This window comes from Streptomyces sp. NPDC003034, assembly GCF_053591375.1.
Genome location: NZ_JBSFTS010000003.1, coordinates 302,356 through 325,647, shown reverse-complemented (window position 1 = coordinate 325,647; position 23,292 = coordinate 302,356). Strand labels below are relative to the sequence as shown.

At 73.5% G+C, this 23,292-nt stretch carries 22 protein-coding genes and 1 pseudogene; 13 read left to right on the top strand and 10 right to left on the bottom strand.

The genetic code is table 11. From position 1 onward, the window contains the following. Positions 1 to 47 precede the first annotated feature (47 nt). Both dhaL and ACWDX7_RS06035 read left to right on the top strand, forming a co-directional pair. Entirely contained in the window at positions 48 to 677 is a 630-nt protein-coding gene (dhaL, locus tag ACWDX7_RS06040; RefSeq protein WP_451488298.1) for a dihydroxyacetone kinase subunit DhaL, read from the top strand. Beyond that, the gene (locus ACWDX7_RS06035; RefSeq protein WP_451488297.1) at positions 674 to 1,084 is read left to right on the top strand and encodes a PTS-dependent dihydroxyacetone kinase phosphotransferase subunit DhaM; all 411 of its coding nucleotides are present in this window, start codon (positions 674 to 676) and stop codon (positions 1,082 to 1,084) included. Before dhaL ends, ACWDX7_RS06035 begins: the two co-directional genes overlap by 4 nt. A gap of 99 nt (positions 1,085 to 1,183) precedes the next feature. Here the strand turns inward: ACWDX7_RS06035 and ACWDX7_RS06030 are convergent, their stop codons facing one another. Beyond that, entirely contained in the window at positions 1,184 to 1,561 is a 378-nt protein-coding gene (locus ACWDX7_RS06030; protein ID WP_451488296.1) for an RNA-binding S4 domain-containing protein, read from the bottom strand. 133 nt (positions 1,562 to 1,694) lie between these two features. Between ACWDX7_RS06030 and ACWDX7_RS06025 the strand changes: the two are divergent. Continuing rightward, positions 1,695 to 1,829 (top strand): annotated as a pseudogene (locus tag ACWDX7_RS06025) (MerR family DNA-binding transcriptional regulator); the annotation flags it as partial. A gap of 194 nt (positions 1,830 to 2,023) precedes the next feature. Further along, positions 2,024 to 3,976, top strand: coding sequence for an ABC transporter permease (locus tag ACWDX7_RS06020; protein ID WP_451488295.1), 1,953 nt, complete (start codon positions 2,024 to 2,026; stop codon positions 3,974 to 3,976). A gap of 97 nt (positions 3,977 to 4,073) precedes the next feature. Here ACWDX7_RS06020 and ACWDX7_RS06015 read toward each other — a convergent pair whose 3' ends face one another. Both ACWDX7_RS06015 and ACWDX7_RS06010 read right to left on the bottom strand, forming a co-directional pair. After that, positions 4,074 to 6,140: a SpoIIE family protein phosphatase gene (locus tag ACWDX7_RS06015; protein ID WP_451488294.1), complete on the bottom strand. Its 2,067-nt coding sequence runs from the start codon at positions 6,138 to 6,140 to the stop codon at positions 4,074 to 4,076. Positions 6,141 to 6,240: 100 nt separating this feature from the next. Beyond that, entirely contained in the window at positions 6,241 to 7,536 is a 1,296-nt protein-coding gene (locus tag ACWDX7_RS06010) for a DUF6777 domain-containing protein (protein ID WP_451488402.1), read from the bottom strand. Positions 7,537 to 7,705: 169 nt separating this feature from the next. Between ACWDX7_RS06010 and ACWDX7_RS06005 the strand changes: the two genes are divergently transcribed. After that, positions 7,706 to 8,950: a streptophobe family protein gene (locus tag ACWDX7_RS06005; RefSeq protein WP_451488293.1), complete on the top strand. Its 1,245-nt coding sequence runs from the start codon at positions 7,706 to 7,708 to the stop codon at positions 8,948 to 8,950. A gap of 153 nt (positions 8,951 to 9,103) precedes the next feature. Here the strand turns inward: ACWDX7_RS06005 and ACWDX7_RS06000 are convergent, their stop codons facing one another. Genes ACWDX7_RS06000 through ACWDX7_RS05990 form a run of 3 tightly spaced genes read right to left on the bottom strand, consistent with a single transcriptional unit; the run spans position 9,104 to position 10,241 of the window. After that, positions 9,104 to 9,370 carry a DUF4235 domain-containing protein gene (locus tag ACWDX7_RS06000; protein WP_451488292.1) on the bottom strand — a complete coding sequence of 89 codons (267 nt, stop codon included), beginning with the start codon at positions 9,368 to 9,370 and terminating at the stop codon, positions 9,104 to 9,106. Continuing rightward, positions 9,370 to 9,831 carry a DUF3618 domain-containing protein gene (locus tag ACWDX7_RS05995; RefSeq protein WP_451488291.1) on the bottom strand — a complete coding sequence of 154 codons (462 nt, stop codon included), beginning with the start codon at positions 9,829 to 9,831 and terminating at the stop codon, positions 9,370 to 9,372. The genes ACWDX7_RS06000 and ACWDX7_RS05995 overlap by 1 nt, the downstream gene beginning before the upstream one ends. Then, positions 9,828 to 10,241: a phage holin family protein gene (locus tag ACWDX7_RS05990; protein ID WP_451488290.1), complete on the bottom strand. Its 414-nt coding sequence runs from the start codon at positions 10,239 to 10,241 to the stop codon at positions 9,828 to 9,830. Before ACWDX7_RS05990 ends, ACWDX7_RS05995 begins: the two co-directional genes overlap by 4 nt. A gap of 276 nt (positions 10,242 to 10,517) precedes the next feature. Here ACWDX7_RS05990 and ACWDX7_RS05985 point away from each other — a divergent pair, with 276 nt between their 5' ends. After that, positions 10,518 to 11,645, top strand: a complete 1,128-nt coding sequence (locus ACWDX7_RS05985) for a glutamate--cysteine ligase (RefSeq protein ID WP_451488289.1) — start codon at positions 10,518 to 10,520, stop codon at positions 11,643 to 11,645. Positions 11,646 to 11,952: 307 nt separating this feature from the next. On the opposite strand, the gene ACWDX7_RS05980 is transcribed toward ACWDX7_RS05985, so the two are convergent. Continuing rightward, the gene (locus ACWDX7_RS05980; RefSeq protein ID WP_451488288.1) at positions 11,953 to 12,114 is read right to left on the bottom strand and encodes a DUF5670 family protein; all 162 of its coding nucleotides are present in this window, start codon (positions 12,112 to 12,114) and stop codon (positions 11,953 to 11,955) included. Between the two features lie 167 nt (positions 12,115 to 12,281). Between ACWDX7_RS05980 and ACWDX7_RS05975 the strand changes: the two genes are divergently transcribed. Both ACWDX7_RS05975 and ACWDX7_RS05970 read left to right on the top strand, forming a co-directional pair. After that, positions 12,282 to 12,455 (top strand): CsbD family protein, encoded by a 174-nt coding sequence (locus ACWDX7_RS05975; RefSeq protein WP_451488287.1) that lies wholly within the window; start codon positions 12,282 to 12,284, stop codon positions 12,453 to 12,455. A gap of 145 nt (positions 12,456 to 12,600) precedes the next feature. After that, complete coding sequence (locus tag ACWDX7_RS05970; RefSeq protein WP_451488286.1) at positions 12,601 to 13,011, top strand: ATP-binding protein; 411 nt, start codon at positions 12,601 to 12,603, stop codon at positions 13,009 to 13,011. Positions 13,012 to 13,044: 33 nt separating this feature from the next. Here the strand turns inward: ACWDX7_RS05970 and ACWDX7_RS05965 are convergent, their stop codons facing one another. Beyond that, positions 13,045 to 13,749: a hypothetical protein gene (locus ACWDX7_RS05965; protein WP_451488285.1), complete on the bottom strand. Its 705-nt coding sequence runs from the start codon at positions 13,747 to 13,749 to the stop codon at positions 13,045 to 13,047. A gap of 5 nt (positions 13,750 to 13,754) precedes the next feature. Further along, positions 13,755 to 16,169, bottom strand: a complete 2,415-nt coding sequence (locus ACWDX7_RS05960) for an FHA domain-containing protein (protein WP_451488284.1) — start codon at positions 16,167 to 16,169, stop codon at positions 13,755 to 13,757. Between the two features lie 176 nt (positions 16,170 to 16,345). Between ACWDX7_RS05960 and ACWDX7_RS05955 the strand changes: the two genes are divergently transcribed. The 5 genes from ACWDX7_RS05955 (at position 16,346) to ACWDX7_RS05935 (ending at position 21,738) form a co-directional block, all read left to right on the top strand. Then, on the top strand, positions 16,346 to 17,461 hold the full coding sequence (locus tag ACWDX7_RS05955; protein WP_451488283.1) for a cation diffusion facilitator family transporter: 1,116 nt from the start codon (positions 16,346 to 16,348) through the stop codon (positions 17,459 to 17,461). Between the two features lie 43 nt (positions 17,462 to 17,504). Next, positions 17,505 to 17,993, top strand: a complete 489-nt coding sequence (locus tag ACWDX7_RS05950; RefSeq protein WP_451488282.1) for an NUDIX domain-containing protein — start codon at positions 17,505 to 17,507, stop codon at positions 17,991 to 17,993. Between the two features lie 47 nt (positions 17,994 to 18,040). Then, positions 18,041 to 19,291 (top strand): Tm-1-like ATP-binding domain-containing protein, encoded by a 1,251-nt coding sequence (locus tag ACWDX7_RS05945; protein ID WP_451488281.1) that lies wholly within the window; start codon positions 18,041 to 18,043, stop codon positions 19,289 to 19,291. Between the two features lie 195 nt (positions 19,292 to 19,486). Next, on the top strand, positions 19,487 to 21,112 hold the full coding sequence (locus ACWDX7_RS05940) for a protein kinase domain-containing protein (protein ID WP_451488280.1): 1,626 nt from the start codon (positions 19,487 to 19,489) through the stop codon (positions 21,110 to 21,112). Continuing rightward, positions 21,109 to 21,738, top strand: coding sequence for a hypothetical protein (locus ACWDX7_RS05935; RefSeq protein WP_451488279.1), 630 nt, complete (start codon positions 21,109 to 21,111; stop codon positions 21,736 to 21,738). Before ACWDX7_RS05940 ends, ACWDX7_RS05935 begins: the two co-directional genes overlap by 4 nt. Positions 21,739 to 21,829: 91 nt before the next feature. Here the strand turns inward: ACWDX7_RS05935 and ACWDX7_RS05930 are convergent, their stop codons facing one another. After that, a complete protein-coding gene (locus tag ACWDX7_RS05930) occupies positions 21,830 to 23,119 on the bottom strand; it encodes an ATP-binding protein (RefSeq protein WP_451488278.1) in 1,290 nt (429 codons plus the stop codon). Between the last annotated feature and the right edge of the window lie 173 nt (positions 23,120 to 23,292).

Sequence of the window (23,292 nt, the reverse complement as noted above, 5' to 3'; positions counted from 1 at the left end):
TAAGGTGGCGGACGGACCGGCAAGGCGATGTGAGGCGAGGGGATCCCGTGCGTGACACAGAATTCTTCCGGCGCTGGATGGCTGCCACCGCGGCCGCGGTGGAGCGCGAAGCGGACCGGCTGACCGAGCTGGACTCCCCCATCGGGGACGCGGATCACGGGAGCAATCTGCTGCGGGGCTTCCGGGCGGTACGGGCGGCCCTGGACTCGGGGGCCCCGACGGCGCCCGGCGCGGTGCTCCAACTGGCCGGGCGGACCCTGATCTCGACGGTCGGCGGCGCCTCGGGGCCGCTGTACGGGACGCTGCTGCGGCGCACCGGCAAGGAGCTGGGGCAGTCCGCCGCCGTGTCCGACGAGGAACTGCGCAAGGCCCTGTACGCCGGGGTTGGCGCGGTGGCGCAGCTCGGCGGGGCGGCGCCCGGTGACAAGACGATGCTGGACGCTCTGGTGCCGGCGGTGGCCGCGCTGAGCACCTCGTACCGGGCGGCCGCCGACGCCGCGGCGAACGGCGCGCTGGCGACCGTGCCCCTGCAGGCGCGCAAGGGCCGGGCCAGTTACCTGGGCGAGCGGAGCATCGGGCACCAGGATCCGGGGGCGACCTCGTCGGCGCTGCTGATGGAGGCGCTGGCGGACACCGCGGATACGGGCGACGCGAGCACCACGGGCGGTGCGCGGTGACCGGCCGTCCGGCGGTGGTCGGCATCGTGCTGGTGTCCCACAGCGCACGCGTCGCGGAGTCGGTGGCCGAGCTGGCGCGCGGTCTCGCGGCGGGCGGGCCCGTGGTCCCGGTCGCCACGGCGGGCGGCACGGCCGGGGGCGGGCTCGGCACGAGCGCCGAGCTGATCGTCGCGGCCGCGCGGGAGGTGGACGGGGGCGCCGGTGTCGCACTCCTCGCCGACCTGGGGAGTTCCGTGCTGACGGTGAAGGCACTGCTGGTGGACGACGAGCTTCCGGCGGGGTCCCGGCTGGTGGACGCGCCGTTCCTGGAGGGCGCGGTGGCGGCGGTGGTCGCCGCGTCCGCCGGGGCCGCGCTGGACGCGGTCGAGGCGGCGGCCGCCGAGGCGTACACGTACCGGAAGACGTGACGGGCCGGGCGTGACGCGGCGGGCGTAGCGGACCGCAGGACGGGGGCGGAGCAGGTAGGGAGCGGGAGGGCGGCGCCGGGCGGGCGCCGCCCCGCGCCGTCAGCGGCCGCGCAGGTTTTCGATCTCGCGGCGTTCGCGCTTCGTCGGGCGGCCCGCGCCCCGGTCGCGGATGCCGACCACGGCGGCCTCGACGCGGGTCGGCGGCGGCGGGCTGTTGTCGATGAAGCACTCCGCGGCGACGGGCGGACCCACCCGCTTGGACACGGGCCGCTTCACCACCACGATCCGCTCCCGTCCGGCGTGGAAGAGCCGTACCTCGTCACCGGCGCGCACGGGCTGGGCCGGCTTCGCGCGTTCCCCGTTGACCTTCACGTGGCCCGCCCGGCAGGCGGTCGCCGCAGTCGAGCGGGTCTTCGTCAGACGCACGGACCAGATCCAGGCATCCACCCGCACGGTTCCCGTTACCTCATCAGCCATGTCACGACTCTAGCGAGGCGGGCGGGTGCGGTGGAATTCCTTTTGGCGGATACCACAACCGGCTCGGCATCTGCCAGGAAGATGATCCAGACTAGATTGTATCTGCGGACGTAATGCGCCTACGGTGACGCACATGCAGTCCTACACGGTCGGGCAGGCGGCCCGTCTGCCGGGCGTCAGCCCGGAGACCGCCCGCAGGTGGGCCGACGCCGGACGCGTCCCGACCCATCGCGACGAGGGTGGCCGCCGACTGATCGCCGGCCGGGACCCAAAGCGGAGGTGCGCATGCGCGCAACCGCCCGTGTGAAGTCCACCGGCGTGCACGTCGACCGCGCCTGACCGCGCCTGAACCGGCCCTCGCCTGCCGCGAGCGCACCTGACCCGCCCGCGCGTGCCCCGTCCGTCTCCGACCCGACCTCGCCCGCACCCGACCGCACCCGACCGAGGAGCACCTAGACCCCCGTGAGCAGGACCCGCACCCGTACCCGGCCTCCCCTGACGCTGGCGCTGCCCGCGCTGCTCGCCGTCGCGTTCCTGTTGCTGCCGCTCGTCGGCATCCTCACCCACACGCAGTGGTCCGACCTCCCCACCCACCTCTCCAGCCCCGGTGTGGTCGAAGCCTTCCAGCTCTCGCTCCTGGTGTCCTTCTGGGCCCTCGGGCTCTCCCTCCTCCTCGGTGTGCCGCTCGCCTGGCTGCTGTCCCGCGTCCAGTTCAAGGGAAAGGCCCTGGTCCGCTCGCTGGTCCTGCTGCCGATGGTGCTGCCGCCCACCGTCGGCGGTGTGGCTCTGCTGCTGGGCTTCGGCCGGCGCGGGCTGCTCGGACCCTTGCTGGAGGACACGTTCGGCATCACCCTGCCGTTCCACGTCTCGGGCGCCGTCGTCGCCGCCACCTTCGTCTCCATGCCGTTCCTCGTCATCAGCCTGGAAGGTGCGCTCGGCGGCCTCAAGCAGAGTTACGAGGAGACGGCCGCCTCGCTCGGCGCCCCTCCGGTCCGGGTGTTCTTCACGGTGACCCTGCCCATGGTGGCTCCCGGCCTGATCGCCGGAGCCGCGCTCACCTGGGCCCGCGCGCTGGGTGAGTTCGGCGCGACCATCACCTTCGCCGGCAACCTGCCCGGCACCACCCAGACCCTGCCGCTCCAGGTGTACCTGCTGCTCCAGGAGCAGCCGGAAGCGGCCACCTCCGTCTCCTTGCTGCTCCTCGCCATCGCCATGGCCGTACTGGTCGCCCTGCGCGGCCGCTGGACGGGCACGCCACTCGCCCGTGGCCGGGCCGGTACCCCGTCGCAGGTGGAGGAGGCGCCCGCCGCACCCCCCGCCGCGTCCCCGGCGCCGGCCCCTGCGGCCGGTCTCTCCCCGGCCGCCCCGCACGACGGCGGCCACTGGACCCTGCACGCCACGCTCACCGGCTTCAACGAGCTGACCCTGGACGCCGAACCGGGCACCACCATCGCGGTCGTCGGCGAGAACGGCGCGGGCAAGACCACCTTGCTGCGCGCCCTGCTCGGCCTCACCCCGCGGGCCCACGCGGAGCTCAGGCTCGGCGGCGACGACGTCACCGCCCTGCCCCCGCACAAGCGGCAGGTGGCCTGGGTCCCGCAGGACGGGGCGCTGTTCCCGCACCTGAGCGCCGTGGCCAACACCGCGTACGGGCTGCGCGCCCGCGGAATACCGCGCGCCGAGGCCCGCCGGGAGGCGCAGGCCTGGCTGGACCGGCTCGGTGTCGGGCACCTCGCCCACCGCAAGCCCGCCCAGCTGTCCGGCGGCCAGGCCCAGCGGGTCGCCCTCGCCCGCGCCCTGGCCGCCCGGCCCCGACTGCTCCTGCTGGACGAGCCGCTCGCCGCCCTCGACCAGACGACGCGGGCGCACGTCCGCCACACCTTGCGCACCCACCTGGCCGGCTTCGGCGGGGTCTGCCTCCTCGTCACGCACGATCCCGTCGAGGCGGTGTCGCTGGCCGACCGGGTCCTCGTACTCGCCGACGGGCGCACCCTGCAGGACGCGCCGCCGGCCGAGGTGACCCGGCATCCGCGCTCCCCCTGGGTGGCCCGGATGCTGGGCCGCAACGCCTGGCCGGGCACCGCGTCGGCCGACGGACTCGCCCTCGCGGCTGGGGGCCGGCTGGTGGTCGCCGAGGCGCTGCCCGAGGGGAGCGAGGCTCTCGCGATCATCGCCCCCGAGGCGGTGTCGGTGCACCGGGACCGCCCGGGCGGCAGTCCCCGTAACGTCTGGCCGGGCACCGTACGGGAGATCACGGCGGTCGGCAGCCGGCTGCGCGTGCTGATCGCTTCCCCCGAGGCGCCGGACCTGGTTTCCGAGATCACCCCCGAGGCGGCCGCCGAGCTGGGCATCGTCGACGGGGCCGAGGTGTGGACCAGTGTGAAGGCCACCGAGGTGACGCTCGTACGGCTCTGACGGGGCGTCGGGGCGGTCGCGGTGCCGCGCTACCCGTGCTACCCGTGCGGAACACGGCGGCCGCACAGGGCGCGTACGCCGCGGTCCGGGCTCACGGTCAGGCCTCGGGGGCGGCTACGGCGAACTCGCACCACACGCTCTTGCCGCAGCCCCGGGGCTCGACGCCCCAGGCGTCCGCGAGCCTGTCCACCAGCAGCAGGCCGCGGCCCGAAACCGCCCAGTCCCCCGCCTCACGCCGCTGCGGCAGCGCGCTGCTGGAGTCCTCCACCTCGATGCGGATCCGGCCCTCCGGCGTCAGCCGCATGCTGACGTGGCCGCCGCCGTCGGTGTGGACCAGGGCATTGGTCATCAGCTCGTCCGCCGCCAGTTCGATCTCGTCGGCCTGGTTCCACGCCCCCCAGGCGGCCACCGCCGCCCTGATCAGATGACGGGCCATCGCGGGGGCGTCCGCGTCGCCCGGGTCCAGTCGCTGGCGCAGCGGGCCGCCGCCGCGTGCGGCCGGCGTGCCCCGGCGGCGCAGCAGGAGCAGGGCCATGTCGTCCCCGCCCCCGGCGTCCCCGACCAGATCGCACAGCACGTCGGCGAGTTCCTCGACGTCGACCGGGCCCCTGCGGGCCGCCGCCATGAACTCCCGCATACCCGTGTCCGGGTCGCTGCCGGGCCGTTCGATCAGGCCGTCCGTGCACAGCAGGAGCGTGTCGCCGGGGTGCAGTTCGAGGCTGGTGACGGGGTAGCCGGAGCCCGTCCCCGACCGGTCGCGCGACGGCAGGCCGAGCGGCAGGCCGCCGGCCACCCCGATCCGGTGGCACCTTCCGTCGCCGCGCCGTACGACCGGATCGAGATGGCCGGCGCGGACCATCTGGACCATGCCGCTGGCGAGGTCCACCTCGGCGTACGTACAGGTGGCGAACCGTTCCGTCTCCAGCTCGCGCAGGAAGGCGGAGGCGCGCGCCAGGGCCGTACCGGGCGTGTGCCCTTCCATGATGTACGCGCGCAGGACGATGCGCAGCTGGCCCATGACGGCCGCCGCGTCCGTGTCGTGCCCCTCCACGTCGCCGATCATCACCCCGACCCGGCCTTCGCCGAGCGGGATCACGTCGTACCAGTCGCCGCCGATGTCCCGCCCCATCCGCGCGGCCCGGTACCGTACGGCGATCCGCGCGCCCGGCACCTCCGGGATCCGGCGGGGCAGCATGGCGCGCTGGAGTCCCTCGGCGAGGTCGTGCTCCTGCTCGAAGAGGATGGCGCGCTGGAGGCTCTGCGCGATTCCGCTGCCGAGCGCCACCAGCAGGTTCCGCTCCTCCGCGGTGAAGTCGCCCGCACGCGTGTAGAGGAGCCCGAGCGCGCCGACGGCCCGGCCGTGCGCGATCAGCGGCAGGTAGACCCCGCTGCGCACGGCCAGCGGCTCGATGTACGGCCACAGCTGCGGGTAGCGCTGCTGGAACTCCTCCCGCGAGGCCAGGAAGACGGGCCGCATCGTCCGTACGGCCTCGCTCATCGGGAACTCCGCGTCGATGCGGGTGTACTCGATCTCCGGTACGTAGGAGCCAAGCTGTCCCTCGGCGACCAGATGGATGCGGCCGCCGTCGACGACGCCCAGCATCACGCTGACCGCGCCGAGGTGACCGAGGGCCTCGGGGTCCTTGAGGACGTCGGTGACGTCGTTGACGGTCCGGGCGTGGGCGAGGATCGCGGTGGTGCGCTCGACCACACCGGTCAGACGGCGCCGGCCCTCCTCCTGCTGCCCCGCGGCGTACGGCTCGCCGGGATCGTCGGCGGCGTCGCGCAGGATGCCGATGACCCGGTACGGGCGGCCCTGCGGGTCGCGCAGGATGTGCCCCTGGATGTGGATCCAGGAGCGGGACCCGTCGCGGCGCAGGCTGCGGACGTAGGCCCCGTAGTGGCTGCGGCCCTCCTTGAGCGCCTGCGTGACCCGGGCGTCGAGGCGGGCTTCCTCGGCGGCGGACGCTACGCGCTGCCGCAGGCCGGCGGGTGTTCCGGGGAACTCCTCCCGGCGCAGGTCGAGGACCTCCAGGGCGGTGGGATCCAGATGCATCTGGCCGCTGTCGAGGTCCCAGTCGAAGGTACCCATGCGGTTGAGCGCCAGACTCGTGTCCGGCCGCGCGGGCCAGTCCACCTCAGGGTTCTCTCCCCTCAGAGTCATGCAGCCAGGGTCTCACTCTCCCCGGCCCGTGTCCCCGCGGCGTGATGACGGTCAGGGTCCGGCGGGGGGGGCGCAGGGGCCGGCACGCCCTGCGGCCGGCCTACGGGTAAGGCAAAGCCGGCGCCTCGCTGGAGGCGGGTTCGGTGGGGGCGGGCTCGCTCGGAGATTCGCCCGAAGTTTTCGGGCCGTATGGCGGCTCGCTCGTAGGGGGCGCGCTCGTGGGCTCCGTGCCGGACGGAGCCGTCTCGGGCGGGCTGGGGCTCGCCGGTTCGCTCGGGGTGCCGGTCTCCTCGGTGGGCGAGGGTGACGGCGAGGGTGACGGCGAGGGCAGCGGGGTCGTGGGCGTGCCGGAGGGGATACCGGTTCCGGGGGGCGTGGTGGAGGGCAGCGGGCTGGTCGGCGGCGGGGTGCTGTACGTCGGGGTCGGGGCGGCGGGCGGCGGCACGGGCTTGTCGGGCGTCGGCTTCGGCCCGCGACCGCGCTCGTACCAGCGGCGATTCTCGTAGTCGTAGATCACGATCTTGTTGATGACCTTCGCGGAGGGCGTGATCACCACCACGTTCTGCGGGTGGTAGGCGCTCCACGGCTGCCCGTGCCGCTTCGAGTCGGGCTTCAGGGGCACCGGTTCCTTCAGCGGGTTTCCGCAGGCGCACCGCACCCGGGGCACCCCCTTGCCGTCCACCAGCACGGCCGTGCCGGTCTGGAGCACGGCCTGGTAGGGCTGGGCGCGGCCGTCCTTGAAGCCGTGGTTGGTGACGCGGGTGTCCATGCGCAGCTGCACCGGCGTGAGGGAGCGCAGGTAGCCGGCCACGTCCGCCGGCCGGATGCCCAGCACCGAGGCGAAGGCGCCGTTCTTGGCGGGCTGGGCGGTCAGCACCCTGATCTGCTTCTCGACGTCACAGCTGGCGGCGTCCTTGGTGGCTCCGTACAGGCCCGGGGACGCGCCGTTGACGCTACGGGTGACCGTCGTGCCCTGCGTGGGTCCGGTGGTCGGTGGCGGGCTCGCCGGCGGGGGCGTGGCCTGCGTCGTCGCCGTGGACTCCGTGAACGGGTCGGGGCCGGTGGCGGCGGCCGGCTGGAGGAAGACCTCGCCGTCGGCGCGTTCGGTGACACCGGTGGGCCGGGTCAGCACCACGGCCAGGGCCACGACCGCGGCGAGCGCGACGAGCGCGGTGGCGAGCCGGGGTCCCGAGCGCCACCAGGGCTTTCCGGCAGGTTCCCCGGGTCCGCCGGGTCCGCCCGGACCTCCGCGGCCGCCCGGACCCCCTGGGGGCGCGGGCGGGGTGGGAGGCGTCGGCGGCGTCGGCGTTGGCGGGCCCGTCGGCGCGTCCTGTCCACCTCCCGAGAGCGGACCGGCGGGAGGGCCGGCGGGGCGTTCCGGCGGCGGGGTGCCCATGGGTTGCGTTGTCACCGGTGCCCTCCCGTGCGCAGACGTTCCGGTCGCGGCCGGCCGCACCCGGACGTGCGGGTGCGTCCAGCAAAGTCTGCGGACAACCGTCACCGGGGCGCACTACCGGTGCGCCATTCAGGTGGTGGCCGCCCGCCCCGCTGCCTACGGTGGCCTTGTGAGCCGTTCCTGGCGTGACGCGGTCCTCGCGGTACTGGCGGGATTCGCGGCGATGACCGTCGTCGCCGCGGCCGGCCTGGCCTTCGCGGGCGCGGGCGGCCTGCCCGAGGGGGCTTATCCGAAGGTCGTGGCCGCCGTGGTCGTGATGGCGGCCGGCGGCTCGGTCGAGGTGTCGGGCGGGGCCGGCTTCCTGGCGGGGGGCGAGGCCGGCCTCTCGCTGCTGCCGCTCTCGGTCAGCCTGGCCGGAGCGCTCGTGACCGGCTCCTGCTTCCTGCGCCCCCTGCGCAACCGGGCGGTGGCGCGCCCCCGCGAACTGCTGGCCCGGGCCGGGCCCTTGGTCCTGCTGTGGCTGCTCGCCCTCACGGGCACGGCTCTGCTGGCCCGCCAGACCTTCGGCATCTCCCGCGACGACTCCCCCCTCGGGGAGCTCGGTGAACTCCTCGACTCCGCACCGACGGTCGGCTTCCGGGCCGACCTGCCCGCCACGCTGCTGTTCGGACTGCTGTGGATCCTGGGCCTGTTGCTGATCGCCCTGCTCGTCTCCCACCGCGCGCCGCTCCCCGCCGGCCTGGTCCGCTTCCACGCGGCGGTACGGCCTGCCGCCTTCGCCACGGCCGTGCTGCTCCTGGCGTACGTCCTCCTCGGCGCCGGCACCGGCCTGATCGTCGCCGCGACGCAGGGCGATACGGCGCGGACCCTGGCCGTGGTCCTGCTGGGGCTGCCGAACCTGGCCTGGCCCGCGCTCACCCTGGGCCTCGGCGGCGCCTGGCAGGGCAAGGTCGAGGGGCCGTTCGGGCTGCCCATGCCGCACGTCCTGGACCAAGTCCTGCGCGGCCCCGAGGTGTCCACGGTGGACGTGACCTCCCTCGCGGAGCAGGACGCGCGCGCCTGGTGGCTGGTGGCCTTGGCCGCCGTCCTGCTCCTCGGCGCGGGTCTCCTGGCCGCCGTACGGTCTCCCGCCGGCGTCCGCCCCTGGCAGCACGCGCTGCACCTGGGCGTGGCCCTCGCCCTGGCCACCCTGACGGTGTGCCTGCTGGCCCGCGTGCAGGCACAGTACGGGCTGTCCCTGCTGGGGATCGGCGAGGTGGACGGTCTCGGGGGCAAGGTCGTGCTCGACCCGGTCCTGTGGCGCACCGTGGGCCTCGCCCTCCTCTGGGGCGCACTCGCGGGCTTCCTGGGCGCACTCCTGGCCCGCCCGTTGCGCCACCGGGGCCGCGTCGACGATCCCACCGCCCGGCGGTGACTCCCGGACACCTGACACGGCGGTACAGCGCGGCCCGCTCGGGTTACGGGGCTTCGCGGGGTACGCGACCTTCCCGGGGCACGGAACCGGCCGACGGCGCCGGCCCCGTGAGGGTCACCGACGCCGTCCGGCGGGCGGGTTCAACCGGGCGGGTCAGCCGGGCCAGGTCCCGGTCAGGCGCCGGATGGTGACGGCCCCGGCCCGGTCGACGGAGGCCTTGACCACGGCGAAGATCGCGCCCTGCAGAGCGGCGGAGATCAGCACCTCCTGCCAGCTGCGGAACTGGTCGGTGGCGTCGGGGGCGTCATCGTCGTTCCCGATCACCTTCCACGCCTGCTTGAAGGCTGCCCCGGCGATCAGGCCGCTGACGGCGCCCAGGGTCAGGCCGATCGGCCTATAGGCAATCTTGGATGCCCTCATCAGCGCCTCCGGCCGCGACGGACGAGCAGGAAGAGGATCAGCGCCGCGCCGGCCGCGAGCAGCGGGGTGCGGTTGGCCCGCGCCATGGTCGCGGCCTGGTCGGCCTTCTCCCGCAGCGGTTCGGGGGTCTTGTCGGTCGCGAGCTGTCCGGCGCGGGCCGCGCTCTCGCGCACCCGGGCCGCGGCCTCGGCTGTCTTCTCCAGGACCGGGTCCGGTGTCTTGTCCTTCACCGACTGCGCTGCCCGCGCTGCCGTCTCGCGGAGGTGGCCGGCGACGAGCGCGGCCTTCTCCGAGGCCTGCTCCTTGACGGCGGCCGTCTTCTCCTGCGCCTGCGCCTTGACATCGGCCTTCGCGGCCAGCGCCTCGACGGTCTTCCCGAGCTCCTGGCGGGTGCGCTCGGCCTGCTCGCTCAGCTCCCGCCCGGTGGGAGTCGATTCGCTGCCCTGGGATGGGTTGTTCATCGGTGTGCTGCCTCCTTGATCTCGGCCACGTCGGCCTTGACGCTGTCGATGGTCTGTTCGGGCGCGGGCGGGCCGGCCTTCGCGATCTGCTTCTTCCCGGCCCCGGCCATCACGGCGGCGACTCCCGCGAGAACCGCGGCGAGGATCAGCGCCGACGCCCATACCGGGAGCAGCAGGGCGAGGGCCGCGATGGCGGCTCCCACCAGCGCCTGCGCGGCCAGGAGACCCATGAGGCCGGCGCCGCCGAACATGCCGCCGCCCACGGCGAACCGCTTCCCCTTCTCCGCCGTTTCGGCCCGGGCAAGCCGCAGCTCTTCCCGGACCAGTTCCGAGATCTGCTGCGAGGCCCGCGAAACCAGCACGCTCACCGATTCATCGACGGGCGGAGACTGCCGCTCTGTCCTGCTCACACGTGTTCACCTTGCCTTTCCCCTCGTGCCTTTGCCCTCTTGCCCATCTCATCGATCGCCGATCGCTACGGGTAACGGGTAACGGCTTTCGCGATGTGCGCCGCGGTTCACGGCGCGACTACCCACCAACCGGGCGAAGACCCGTCCTGAGCCGGGGTGTCTTCACCTGAAGTGCCGCAGGACCGCGAGCGGCGCCGCCGGGCGGCCCCGAAGCATGGGCGGACGACGGGCGGGCAGGTGGGGAGGCATCTGATGGGCTGATCGATGGGCTGCAACATGCGAAGCGTAGGTGTGGAAGAAGAACTGCTGTTGGTGGACGCCGGTAGCGGCGAGCCGCTGGCCCTCTCCGGGGCCGTCCTGGCGGCAGCGGCGCGGTCCGCCCGGCAGGATGCGTCCAGCGACGGCCAGAAGAAGGACACCGAGGACTTCGAGAAGGAACTGCACAAGGAACAACTGGAATTCGCCACCAAGCCCGTGACGGAGATGGGCGAACTCCAGGAGGAGATCGTCCGCTGGCGCGGTGAGGCGGCGCGCCACGCCGGGACCGCGGGAGCCGTGGTGGCGGCGCTCGCCACCTCGCCGCTGCCGGTACGGCCGTCGCTGAGCGCGGGCCCGCGCTACCAGTGGGTGGGCGAGCAGTTCGGCCTGACCGCGCAGGAGCAGCTGACCTGCGGCTGCCACGTGCACGTCTCGGTCGAATCCGACGAGGAGGGCATCGCTGTCCTGGACCGGATCCGGCCCTGGCTGGCGCTCCTGATGGCGATGAGCGCCAACTCGCCGTTCTGGCAGGGCGAGGACAGCGGGTACGGGAGCTATCGCAGCCGGGTGTGGAACCGCTGGCCGTCGGCGGGTCCGGTGGACCTCTTCGGTTCCGCCGACCGCTACCACGAGCAGGTCCGCGCCATGGTCGACACCGGGGTGCTGCGCGACGAGGGCATGATCTATTTCGACGGCCGCTTGTCGGCCTCCTACCCGACGGTGGAGGTCAGGGTCTCCGACGTGTGCCTCGACCCGACGACGCCCGTGCTCCTGGCCGCCCTCATCCGGGGACTGGTCGAGACCGCGGCGCGGGCCTGGCGGGACGGGGAACCGCCGGCCCGGATCAGTACGTCCATGCTCCGGCTCGCGTCGTGGCGAGCCGGCCGCTCCGGCCTGGACGGGCCCCTCCTGCATCCGGAGACGATGGTCGAAACCTCTCCGGAGGAGGCGGTTCAGGCCCTGTACCGGCACGTGCGCGAGGCGCTCGTCGACCACGGTGACGACGAGCGCGTCCGCGAGGGGATCGCCCGTCTCCTCGAACGCGGCAATGGGGCCCGCGTGCAGCGCGAGCTGCTGCGCAGCGAAGGGGACCTCGCCTCCGTGGTCACCCGGTGCGCCCAGATCACCACCGCCCCGCTCGGGTGAGGCACTGAGGGGCGGGGCCGGGGGCGGGCGCGGCCCCCGCACGGGACCGGTGCGCCGGTCCTCATGGGCGGACGTCCGTGAGGACCGGCATTCCGGGGTCGTGAGCGGAAGGCGTGAACGGAAGTCATGAACGGCATCCGGTATTCAGCGTTGGACCGTCGGCCTTCGCGAGCGGGCGATATCCGATGACACCGGACCCCTTCCGGAAAAGAGCTCAAAGAGCTCCGGGAGTAAACGCAGCAGTGTGGCCCGCCCCCGCAAAGGGGGCGGGCCACAATGGACTCGGCGGCGCGTCAGGCCACTGCCGCTACCAGCGGTACCAGCGGCCGCTACTGCCCTTCGGACGGGCGACGAAACCGAGCAGCCATACGACCAGCACGATCACCGCGATCCACCACAGTGCCTTCAGGGCGAAACCGGCACCGAAGAGAATCAGGGCGAGCAGAAGAACGAGTAGCAGCGGAACCATATTTATCAACCTCCGAAGCACCGGTTGCCCCGGTATTGCTGATCTACACGTACGAAGTTTCCGCCGATGGTTTGTCGAGCGTCCGGTGTATTGTTTTGTTTACGATCCCGGAAGGGGGTCATACGGAGCTGAGTAAGCCGTTCCTATCGCGCAGGGAGTGATCAGCTGTGTCGGGTGAGCAGAAGAGCCAGGCCAAGACCGAGCAGGCCAAGGGCAAGCTCAAGGAGGCGGCAGGCCGCGCCGTCGGCAATGAGCGGCTGACCGCTGAGGGTCGCGGGGAGCAGGCCAAGGGCGATGCCCGCCAGGCCAAGGAAAAGGTCAAGGACGTCTTCAAGCGCTGACGTGCTTGTCCTGGGCCAGGGGGCGGCACCCCGAACCGGGGTGCCGCCCCCGCCGTGTTCCCCCGCGTGTCACACGGCAGGCGGCACCAGGGGCAGGGCAGGCCGAGTACAGCTCTCCGAGAACATCACCGGACGGGGTGAGGTAGTGCAGCACACCGATAGGCGTGACGAACACCAAGCCGAACTGGTCGAGTGCACGTGCCGGCCACAGCGGGTGGGGCAGGCCCGCGACGCCGTGGCGGAGTTCCTGGCACGCCTGCGCCCCTTCCCGTCGCCGACCGCCACGCAGGACGCGGTACTGCTCGCTTCGGAGCTCGTCACCAACGCCATTCGGCACGCGGGCGCCGTGACCTTGATGAAGCTGCGGGCGGACGGGGGCAGCATCCAGGTGATCGTGCAAGATCCCAGCCCCGCGCTGCCGCAGGAGCGGGACCCCGACTTCACCGGCCGGACCGGCGGCTTCGGCTGGGCCATGATCCAGCAGATCGCCAGCACGGTCGCCGTTCAAGCTCGCCCCGGCCAGGGCAAGGTCATCGCCGCGACCCTGCCCCGCTGACGCCCCCCTGCCCCCGACCCCCGCATCCCGCCCTCACCGCTCATCCGCCCCCGGTTCCCCCGCCCCGGGCGCCCGGACGATCCGCGTCGGCTCGTGCCCCGCCACCGGATCGGGCAGTCCGTCGGGCCGGCCGCCGGCCCGGTCGGCCGGTGGTGGACTCAGTCGTACGTCGGCCCCCACAGCGGTATCGGATGCGGCCCCCGGCGGCTCCGGCGCGGGCGGGGCACCCGGTTCCGCGACGACCGCATAGGTCGCCAGACGGCTCCCGTCGCCGTACAGCCAGCGCCCGGCGGCCTCGTCGTACAGCCAGACGCATTCCCCGTCGACCACGACACCCGCCCGCAGCCCCCGCGTACCCCGCTGGAAGGCTTCGCCGTCGAACCTGCCCGAGGCGAGCTGATCCACGGCCCGCCGGTAGCGCTCCAGGGCGTCGGCGTTCCGCGCGAGCAGCGGCCCAGGGTCCTCGGCCCGCATCAGTGGCCCTCCCCCGGCGGGCGGCGGCTGCGGCACCGCGACCAGGAGCCGCGCGTCCACCCAGGCCGACCACCCGTTGGAGCACAGGACCTCGCCCCAGTCCCCGCGCCGGGACAGCAGTTGCACGGGCAGGAAGGGGTCGAGGGGCACGGTCGGTTTGGAGACGTCCGGGGTCTCCCACGCGGACAGCCCTTCCCAGGGCACGACGTGGGTGGGCCGGAAACCCTCCGGCCCGCCGTCGGGACCTGTCATCGGGTTGGTCATGTGGCCTACTTCCGCATGATCGCGGGCTCGTGCCGGCGCAGCAGCCGTGCGACCAGCACCCCGAACAGCACCGACAGGGCCACCAGCATCCCGAGGCAGGGGAGCCACACCCCGGCGCTGTGCGCGAACAGCGGGTCGTCGGCGATGGGGCCGGGCGAGATCGCGGCGAGGTCGACGGTGCCCGCCATGGCGCCGAAGGCCCACCGCGACGGGACGAACCACGCCACCTGTGACATCACCGGCACGCCGTCCAACTCCAGGAGCGCCCCGCAGAAGACGACCTGCACGACGGAGAGGAGGACGAGCAGCGGCATGGTGACCTCCTCCTTCTTGACCAGCGCGGAGACCAGCAGGCCGAGCATCATCGCGGTGAAGGACAACAGCGCCACGGCGACGATGATTTCGACGAGGGGCGGGAGGAGGACGCCTTGGCCGTCCGGTGCGTTCGTCTTCACCCCGAGCAGACCGACGAGCGTCAGCACCACGGCTTGGGCCACGGTGACGCCTCCGAGCACCACCACCTTGGACATCAGATAGGCGGAGCGGGACAGTCCGACGGCGCGCTCACGCCGGTAGATGACCCGCTCCTTGACCAGCTCGCGCACGGCGTTGGCGGCTCCGGTGAAGACGCCGCCGACGCAGAGGATGAGCAGGGCGCTGATGGCGGTCTCCTGGGTGAGCGCGCCTTTCGCCAGGGCCCGGGTCATGGCGCCCATGAGGAACGGCAGCGCGATCATGATGGCCAGGAAGGTCCTGTCGGCGCTGAGGGCGGCCGTGTAGCGGCGGATCAGGGTGGACAGCTGGGAGCCCCAGCTCTGGGCCTTGCGCGGTGCCGGCACGAATCCGTGCGCCGACCCGGCGTGCCCCGGCGCCCCCGCCGGTCCGTCCGCCCGGTCGCCCCCGCCGCCGCCGCGCGGCAGCCCGGCCGCGGCCTGCGTGGCGCCCTGCACGTACGTGCGGTACAGCGGCGAGGCGGCGTACTCCCCCGCCCAGTCACGGCCCTGCTCGCTCTCGAAGGCTTCGAAGGCCTCGGGCCACTGGGGGAAGCCGAAGAAGCCGAGCGTCTCCTCGGGCGGGCCGAAGTAGGCGGTGCGCCCGCCCGGGGCGAGGACCAGCAGCCGGTCGCACACGTCGAGGCTGAGCACGCTGTGGGTGACCACGATGACGGTGCGGCCGTCGTCGGCGAGGCCGCGCAGCATGTGCATCACCGAGCGGTCCATGCCGGGGTCGAGGCCGGAGGTGGGCTCGTCGAGGAAGAGCAGCGAGGGCTTGGTGAGCAGCTCCAGGGCGACCGAGACCCGTTTGCGCTGGCCGCCGGAGAGGCTGTGGATGGCCTGGTCGGCGCGCTGACTCAAGCCGAGTTCGCCGATCACCTCGTCCACCCGGGCCTCCCGTTCGGCCTTGGCGGTGTCCTGCGGAAAGCGCAGTTCGGCGGCGTAGACGAGGGCGCGCCGGACGGTGAGCTGGGCGTGCAGGATGTCGTCCTGGGGGACGAGCCCGATCCGGCTGCGCAGTTCGGCGTAGTCGCGGTAGAGGTCGCGGCCGTCGTAGAGGACGGTGCCCTGGTCGGCGGGGCGCAGGCCGGTCAACGCCCCCAGCAAGGTCGATTTGCCGGCTCCGCTGGGGCCGATGACGGCGAGCAGGCATTTGGAGCCGACGGGGAAGGAGACTTGGTCGAGGAGGGTCTTGCGGCCGCGGTCGACGGCGACGGTGAGGTTCTGGACGTCGAGCGAGACCTCGCCCGTGTCCACGTACTCCTGAAGCTGGCCCGCCACGAGGCACAGGGCGGAGCGGCCGATGCCGATGATGTCGCCCTCTTGGACGCGGACGGCCCCGGTGACGGGGGCGCCGTTGAGGTAGGTGCCGTTGTGGCTGCCGAGGTCGACGATCTCGTGCTGGCCGTCGGGGAGCACGCGCAGCTCGGCGTGGCGGCGGGAGACGACGAGGTCGGCGATGACGAGGTCGTTGTCGGGGGCCCGGCCGATGCGGACGGCGGTACGGGCGGGCAGCGGCCGGATGCTGGTCGGCTGACGGAACGTACGGGTCATGGCCGGGTTCCACACGCCGGACGGCCGGGCGACCGAGGTCGCCTGGGGAGACGACCGGCCGAGGAGGACGGCGCGCGGGCCGTCGGCGACGCTGCCGAAGCGCAGCTCGCTGCCGACGCCGACGCTCCACTCGCGGACGCGGCGTCCGTCGGCCCAGGTGCCGTTGGTGCTGTCCGTGTCCTCCACCGTCCAGTGGTCGCCCTCGGGGCGCAGGACCGCGTGGTGCCAGGAGACGCGGGCGTCGTCGAGGCAGATCTCGCAGAGGGGGTCCCGGCCGACGTGGTAGGTCCGGCCCGGGCTCATCACGGTGGAGCCCCGGTCGGTCTGCAGGACGAGCTCTGGCGCGGTCGGCACACCGGAACGCTGGACCATGACCAAATTTTCCCACGATCCGCCGCGCCCGGCACGGGCCTGATATCACCGCAGGTCAGGGGCTTGTTATGGGTAATGACAACGGTCCCCGTTGCAGCCTTTGCCGATCTCGCCGGGGTGCGTTTGACTGCACGCAACGGAACCGAACAGCGGGACCGAACAGACGGGGGAAGCTCATGTCCGGGCACGACCGCGTGCACGCCGGGGACCACGGCGAAGACCACGGCCACGGCCACGACGGCGGGCGCCCCGAGGGCGACCGCACCGCCCACGGCCACGGTCCGGGAGGTCACAGCCACGGTGCCGGCGGCCACAGCCACGGTCCCGGCGGTCACAGCCACGGTGTCGCCGCGAACGCGGACCGGCGCTGGCTGGCCATCGCGCTCGCCGTGATCGGCGCCTTCATGGCCGTCGAGGTGGTCGTCGGTTTCCTGGCGAACTCCCTGGCTCTGATCTCGGACGCCGCCCACATGCTGACCGACGCCGTCTCGATCATCCTCGCGCTGATCGCGATGCGGCTCGCCGCCCGTCCGGCACGCGGCGGGTACACGTACGGCCTCAAGCGGGCGGAGATACTCTCCGCGCAGGCCAACGGCCTGACGCTCTTCCTTCTGGCCATCTGGCTGACGTACGAGGCGGTGCGGCGGCTGATCGACCCGCCGCCTGTGGAGGGCGGTCTGGTCGTGGTGACCGCGCTCGCGGGCATCGTGGTCAACATCATCGCGGCCTGGTGCATCTCCAGGGCCAACCGTTCCTCGCTCGCCGTCGAGGGCGCCTACCAGCACATCCTCAACGACCTCTTCGCCTTCATCGGGACCGCCGTCGCCGGGGTGGTCGTCCTGACCACCGGCTTCCGGCAGGCGGACGCGATCGCCACGCTCGTGGTGGTGGCCCTGATGGTCAAGGCGGGATACGGGCTGGTCCGCGACTCGGGCCGGATCTTCCTGGAGGCCGCCCCGGCCCATCTGGACCCCGACGCGGTCGGCGACCGGCTCGCCAAGCAGCCGCCGGTCACCGAGGTGCACGACCTGCACATATGGACCATCACGTCCGGGCAGCCGGCGCTCTCCGCGCACGTGCTCGTCGAGCCGGCGGGCGACTGCCACGCCGTACGCCGCCACCTGGAGCAGCTGCTGAGCAAGGAGTACGGGATCACACACACCACGCTCCAGGTGGACCACGTACAGGACTCCCTGCTCACGCTCGGCCGGCCGGGTGAGGACCCGGCCCGCGATCCGCACTGCGGGGACGCCCACGGCCCGGTGCACGGGCCGGGCCGGCATGACCACTGACCGCTGACCACTTGCTGCCGCGCTGACGGGGCATACATGCCCCATGAAGCAGAAGCGCAGCGCCGGCCTGCTCCTGTTCCGCCGGACCGGCGGACAGGGGGACGAGGCGGGGATCGAGGTCCTGCTCGGGCACATGGGCGGCCCGCTCTGGGCCGACCGGGACGCCGGGGGCTGGGGCATCCCCAAGGGCGAGTACGGTCCGGACGAGACGCCGCGGGACGCGGCCCGCCGGGAGTTCACCGAGGAGATCGGGCTGCCGCCGCCGGAGGGCGAGTACCTGCCGCTGGGCGAGGTACGGCTGAGCAGCGGGAAGCTGGTGACCATCTGGGCGGTGGAGGCGGACCTCGACCCCGCGCTGATGGAGCCCGGCACCTTCACCATGCAGTGGCCGCCGAAGTCGGGAAACGTACAGGAGTTCCCGGAGCTGGACCGGGTGGCCTGGTTCCCTCCCCCGGTGGCCGAGAAGAAACTGATCGCCTCTCAGGTCCCGTTCCTGAACAGGCTGTTCGAACTCCTGAACCGGAAGGGTTGACCCTCTCTTTACTTGCCAGCAGAGCCACCCGCATGGACATTGCACCTATGACGAACGTCGTGCTGGTGGGAACCCTGGACACCAAGGGTGTGGAGTACGGCTGGCTGCGCGAGAAACTGCTGCGCGCCGGCGTTGAAGTGGAACTGGTCGACACGGGAATCATGGGGGAGCCGCGCGTGCCCGCCGACGTACCGCGGGACGCGGTGGCGCGGGCGGCCGGAACGGAACTGTCACAGCTGCGCGCGGCCGCCGACCGGGGCGCGGCCGTGACCACGATGGCCAGGGGCGCGGAGGCGGTGCTGTTACGCATGCACGCCGCGGGCCGGCTGGACGGGGTGCTCTCGATCGGCGGCAGCGGCGGTACCTCCATCGCCACCCGGGCGATGCGCGCCCTGCCCCTGGGCGTACCCAAGCTCATGGTCTCGTCCATGGCGTCCGGCAATGTCGCCCCGTACGTCGGATCCTCGGACATCACCATGATGTACAGCGTGGTGGACATCGCGGGGATCAACAGCGTCTCCGCGCCCATCATGGCGAACGCGGTGGAGGCGATCGCCGCCATGGCGAAGGCCCACGCCCGGTCCCGCCTCGGACCGCACCGCCCGGCCGAGCTCGGCGAGGGCGTCCGCCCGCTGATCGCGGCGAGCATGGCGGGCGTGACCACGACCGGCGTGGACGCGGCCCGGGAGCGGCTGACCGAGCTGGGCTACGAGGTGCTGGTCTTCCACGTCAGCGGCGCCGGCGGCCGCACCCTGGAGACCCTCGCCGGACAGGGCACCTTCGCGGGCGTCCTCGACCTCACCCTCAGCGAACTCGCCGACGACCTGTGCGGCGGCATCCTGAGCGCCGGCCCCGACCGGCTCAGCGCGGCCGGCCGGGCCGGGGTTCCGCAGGTGGTGAGCCTGGGGGCGCTGGACATGGTCAAGTTCGGCCCGCTGGACACGCTGCCCGAGCAGGCCCGTGACCGGCACGTCCGGGTCCACAACCCGTCCGTCACGGTGGTCCGTACGACCGAGGCGGAGTGTGCCGAGCTCGGCCGCCGGGTCGCCGCCAAGCTCCGGGCGGCGACCGGGCCCACTGCGGTCTGCGTCCCACTCCGCGGACTGTCCACGCTCGGTGCGCCGGGTGGCCCCTACCATGATCCCGGCGCCGACCTGGCCCTGTTCTCGGCCCTGCGCGAGGGCTTGCGGGGCAGCGCGGCCCGGCTCCACGACTACGACACCCACATCAACGACCCGGCCTTCGGGCGGGCGGCGGCCGACCGGCTCCACGCCCTCATCGCAGCGGCCCCGGCCTGACACTGCGCCGGGACCCGCCTCGGGGGCGTACTTCGAGACACCCGCGAGGTCGGGAACCGGCCGTGGCGCGACCACGTCCCTGGAGAAGACCGGTCGGGTCCTGGCCGGGTCACCAACCCGCCAGGACCCGCCAGGACCGGCGGGCCGAGGGACTCGGGTGGCGGCGTGGCGGCGCCACGGCGGAGGGCGGGAACGATGAACAGCACGTGGACGGTCCCCGGTTACTCGGAGATCCGGGAACTCGGCTCGGGCGGCAGCGGCCGCGTGGTGCTCGCCGTCCACGACGGTACGGGCACGGCGGTCGCTGTGAAGTACCTCAGCGGCCGCCTGCGCGAGGACCCGGCCTTCGTACGGGAGTTCAGGGCCGAGGCACGGCTCCTGGGCGGACTGCGGTCGCCGTACGTCGTGGGGCTGTACGAGTACGTGGAGGCCCCCGGCGGGGCGGCCATCGTCATGGAGCTGGTGGACGGCGTCAGTCTGCGCGCGCTGCTGCGGCAGTCCGGGCCGGCCGGGGCCGAAGCCGCGCTGGTGGTGCTGAAGGGCTCCCTCCTCGGGCTCGCCGCGGCGCACCGGGCCGGCGTGGTCCACCGGGACTACAAGCCGGAGAACGTGCTGGTCGCGGCGGACGGCTCGTCGAAGCTGGTCGACTTCGGCATCGCCGCGGGGCGCGGCACCACGCCCGGGGTGGCGGGAACCCCCGCCTACATGGCGCCCGAGCAGTGGCAGGGGCGGCCCGCGTCCCCGGCGGCCGACGTGTACGCGGCGACGGCGACCTTCTTCGAGTGCCTGACCGGGCGCAAACCCTACGACGGTGCGAACTTCGCGGAGCTCGCCCTCCAGCACGTGGAGGCGCCGGTGCCGGAGACCGAGGCCCCGGAGCCGGTACGCCCGCTGATCCGGCGGGGCCTGGCCAAGCAGCCGGAGCACCGGCCGGAGAACGCCGAGGCCTTCGTGGCGGAGCTGGAGGGGGTGGCGCTCGCCGCGTACGGCCCCGACTGGGAGGAGCGCGGGCAGCGCAGGCTGGCGGCCCTGGCGGCGCTGCTGCCGCTGCTGTTCCCTTCGGCGGGTGGGGCGGCGGGCACCACGTCGATGGCCACCACCACGCTGGGTCACGGCTCCGGCTGGGCGCCCGGGCGCGGCGGCTGGTTCGCGGCCGCGCTGGCGCTGGTCCTGGGGGCCGCGCTGATCCTCACGACGGACGCCATCGGCGCCGGCCCCGGCGGGGCCTCCGCGTTGAGCGCGTTCGCCACGACCAGCGCGTCCCCTGCCGGGCCGGCTTCGCCCTCTACGACCCCGGGTGCCGCCGTTTCCCCGTCCGTGTCCCCGGGCCCCGGCCCCTCGCTGTCCCCGTCCTTGTCGCCGTCTCCGTCCCCGTTCCCCTCGTGGAGTGCCACGCCCACGCCGAGTGCGACGACTCCGAAAGCCACGCCGAGTCCGAAGACGACGCCGACTCCGGCCTGGAGTCCGACGCCGACGCCGTCGCCCTCGCCGCCGCTGAGGGTCACGAAGGTCGCCGTGTCGCTCCGGCCCGGCGCGTACAGGGGAGAGGCCACCGTCTCGGTGGCCGCCGAGGGCACCGGACCGGTGACCGTCGTTCTGGAGTGGTTCCTCGGCTCCGCCCAGGGCGACTACTCCGTAGCGGACGGCACGGACACGCTCGTGGTGCAGCCGGGTTCGCCGGCCACCGTGGTGCAGGCCCACACCTTCACCCGGGGACGCGGCTGCTACGGCGGCGTCCGGGTCACCACGCGGCCCACCGCCGGGAACGGCTCCGCGTCGGACTCCCAGCACCTCTCGCGTTGTCAGGAGCCCGTCTCATGAGCGTTCCCCGCTCCCCCGCCCCGCACGGCGACGACTACAGCGCCACGGTCCTCGGCAGCCACTGGTTCAGCGGCCCTCCGCCGGAACCGGGGCCCGGGCAGGGCCCCGAGGTGGGCGAGGTCGCGCCCGACCGGGTCGACGGCTCCGTCCTGCGCTTCGGCCCCGGCGTCACGGCGGCCATGCCCGCGCCGTTCCCGATCGCCGTCGGCGCTGGGCCCCGCGGCCGCCCTGGTGGTGGCCTGCGCCGGTACGCCCTGGCCGCCGCCGTCCTCCTCGCGGTCCTCGCCTACCTGGCGTGGCAGCGGTACGGGCCCGCCGTCGAGGTCCGGGACGTGGCCGTGACCACCGACGCGGGGGGCCCCTCCTGCGACGCGGCGGCCGACGTGGTCGCGGTCGTACGGACCAACGGGCGCCCCGGGACCCTCACGTACCGCTGGCTCCGCAGCGACGGCACCTCCTCGGGGCCGCTGATCGAGCGGATCCCGCGCGGCCAGCGGGAGGCCAGGCTGCACCTGCTGTGGACCTTCCAGGGCGTCGGAACGTATCCGGCGCGGGCCGAGCTCCAGCTGCTGTCGCCCGGGCAGCGCACGGCCGCGGTGGAATTCACGTACCGCTGCGCCAGATAGACGTCGGGGGCCGTGAGGGCGGGCCCGCAGCCGGCTCGGGGAGTGGCTGCGGGCCGCCTCGCCGTCCCCCGCCGCAACCGGGGGACGGAGCTCAGAACCGCGCGTGCGCCGTGATGTCCGCCTCGAACTCGCCCGTCATCGCCGGGGTCACCGTCGGACGGCACTGCGCCACCGCCGCCAGGTAGTCCTCCGTCGTCGCACCCAGTTGCGCGGCCGCCGCGCCCCGCGCGCCGACCGCCTCCAGGTCCCGCTCGAAGGAGACCTGCGCCGCGATCCGCGCCGCGTGCTCGATGTCGGCCGGGGTGAACAGCTCGGTCGCCGCCACCAGGGCCGCCACGTCGACGTCCGCGCGCCGCTCCGTGTAGCGGGACCAGATCGCGGCGCGGGCCCCGGCGTCGGGGGTGCCGATCGGGATCAGGTAGTCGAAGCGCCCGGGCCGCAGGAAGGCCGGATCGAGGGAGCGGATGGAGTTGGTGGCGCACACGAGGAGCCGTTCGTCGCCCTCCCGGAAGCCGGGTATCAGCTTCAGCAGCTCGTTCGTCACTCCGTGGATCCCGCCGGGCTGGGCCGGCTCGGTGCGCACGGGGGCGATCTCCTCGACCTCGTCGATGAAGACGAGTACGCGTTCGAGCTCGGCGATCCTGGCGAAGGCGTCCCGTAGCGCGGTGGCCAGGTTCCCCTCGTCCGCGAGGCGCGAGGGCAGCAGCTCCACGAAGGGCCAGCCGAGCCGGGAGGCGATGCCCCGGGCGAAGGTGGTCTTGCCGGTGCCGGGCGGGCCGAAGAGGGCGATGGCACGCGGCGGCCGCACCCCGTGCGAGGCGGCCCGCTCCGGTTCGGCGAGCGGCAGCACCACGCGCCGCTCGATCAGGTCCTTCTCCTTCTCCATGCCGGCGACCTTGGCCCACAGGTCATTGGGGAGGAAGCGGCCGCCGAGGTCGTCGAGGAGACCCGCCGCCGGACCGTGCAGCGGCTCGGTCTTCTCGAAGTAGGCGACGGCGGGCTGCCGGGTGTATCCGGCGTTGAGGAGGCCCTCGCCGAGCAGGTCCTCCTCCGGCAGGACGTAGGCGATCCGGCCGACGCGGGCGGCGATGAGCCGCCGCTCCAGCTCCACGAGCAGCGCGCTGGCCAGGCCGCGGCCGCGCCATCCCGCCGCGATCGCGATCCGCATGACCCAGGCCCGTTCCCCGGTGACGCAGGCGAGGGCCGCGCCGATCGGGACGCCCTGGTGCACGGCGACCACGCAGGGCTGCCGGTCCGTGAGGGCGCTGATGCACTCGGCGAGCGAGAAGACGGACTCCTGGCCCAGTTGGGCCGTGGTGTCGATCAGATGGACGACTGCGGCGAGATCGCTCTCGCGGTAATCGTGAATGAGCCAGTTCACCGGGTACCGCCCCTCGTTCGTGCTCCTGTGGCGAGGCTAGGGGCGGCCGGCCCCGGCGATCACGCTCCGCGGTGCACAACCCCCGTCCCGAACCCGTCCGCGGCGTCCATAGACTGGCGCCTTTCGCCCACGCATCGCGCCGCACCGCACCGCATTGCACCGCGCTGCACTGC

Excerpts from the sequence above, each read along its gene's own strand:
- ACWDX7_RS05960 (WP_451488284.1), bottom strand. The coding sequence starts at position 16,169 with ATGGTCCAGCGTTCCGGTGTGCCGACCGCGCCAGAGCTCGTCCTGCAG.
- ACWDX7_RS05985 (WP_451488289.1), top strand. The coding sequence starts at position 10,518 with ATGCGAAGCGTAGGTGTGGAAGAAGAACTGCTGTTGGTGGACGCCGGT.
- ACWDX7_RS05945 (WP_451488281.1), top strand. The coding sequence starts at position 18,041 with ATGACGAACGTCGTGCTGGTGGGAACCCTGGACACCAAGGGTGTGGAG.
- ACWDX7_RS06010 (WP_451488402.1), bottom strand. The coding sequence starts at position 7,536 with ATGGGCACCCCGCCGCCGGAACGCCCCGCCGGCCCTCCCGCCGGTCCG.
- ACWDX7_RS05955 (WP_451488283.1), top strand. The coding sequence starts at position 16,346 with ATGTCCGGGCACGACCGCGTGCACGCCGGGGACCACGGCGAAGACCAC.
- ACWDX7_RS05995 (WP_451488291.1), bottom strand. The coding sequence starts at position 9,831 with ATGAACAACCCATCCCAGGGCAGCGAATCGACTCCCACCGGGCGGGAG.
- ACWDX7_RS06030 (WP_451488296.1), bottom strand. The coding sequence starts at position 1,561 with ATGGCTGATGAGGTAACGGGAACCGTGCGGGTGGATGCCTGGATCTGG.
- ACWDX7_RS05935 (WP_451488279.1), top strand. The coding sequence starts at position 21,109 with ATGAGCGTTCCCCGCTCCCCCGCCCCGCACGGCGACGACTACAGCGCC.
- ACWDX7_RS05980 (WP_451488288.1), bottom strand. The coding sequence starts at position 12,114 with ATGGTTCCGCTGCTACTCGTTCTTCTGCTCGCCCTGATTCTCTTCGGT.
- ACWDX7_RS06015 (WP_451488294.1), bottom strand. The coding sequence starts at position 6,140 with ATGACTCTGAGGGGAGAGAACCCTGAGGTGGACTGGCCCGCGCGGCCG.
- ACWDX7_RS06000 (WP_451488292.1), bottom strand. The coding sequence starts at position 9,370 with ATGAGGGCATCCAAGATTGCCTATAGGCCGATCGGCCTGACCCTGGGC.
- ACWDX7_RS05940 (WP_451488280.1), top strand. The coding sequence starts at position 19,487 with ATGAACAGCACGTGGACGGTCCCCGGTTACTCGGAGATCCGGGAACTC.
- ACWDX7_RS05965 (WP_451488285.1), bottom strand. The coding sequence starts at position 13,749 with ATGACCAACCCGATGACAGGTCCCGACGGCGGGCCGGAGGGTTTCCGG.
- ACWDX7_RS05950 (WP_451488282.1), top strand. The coding sequence starts at position 17,505 with ATGAAGCAGAAGCGCAGCGCCGGCCTGCTCCTGTTCCGCCGGACCGGC.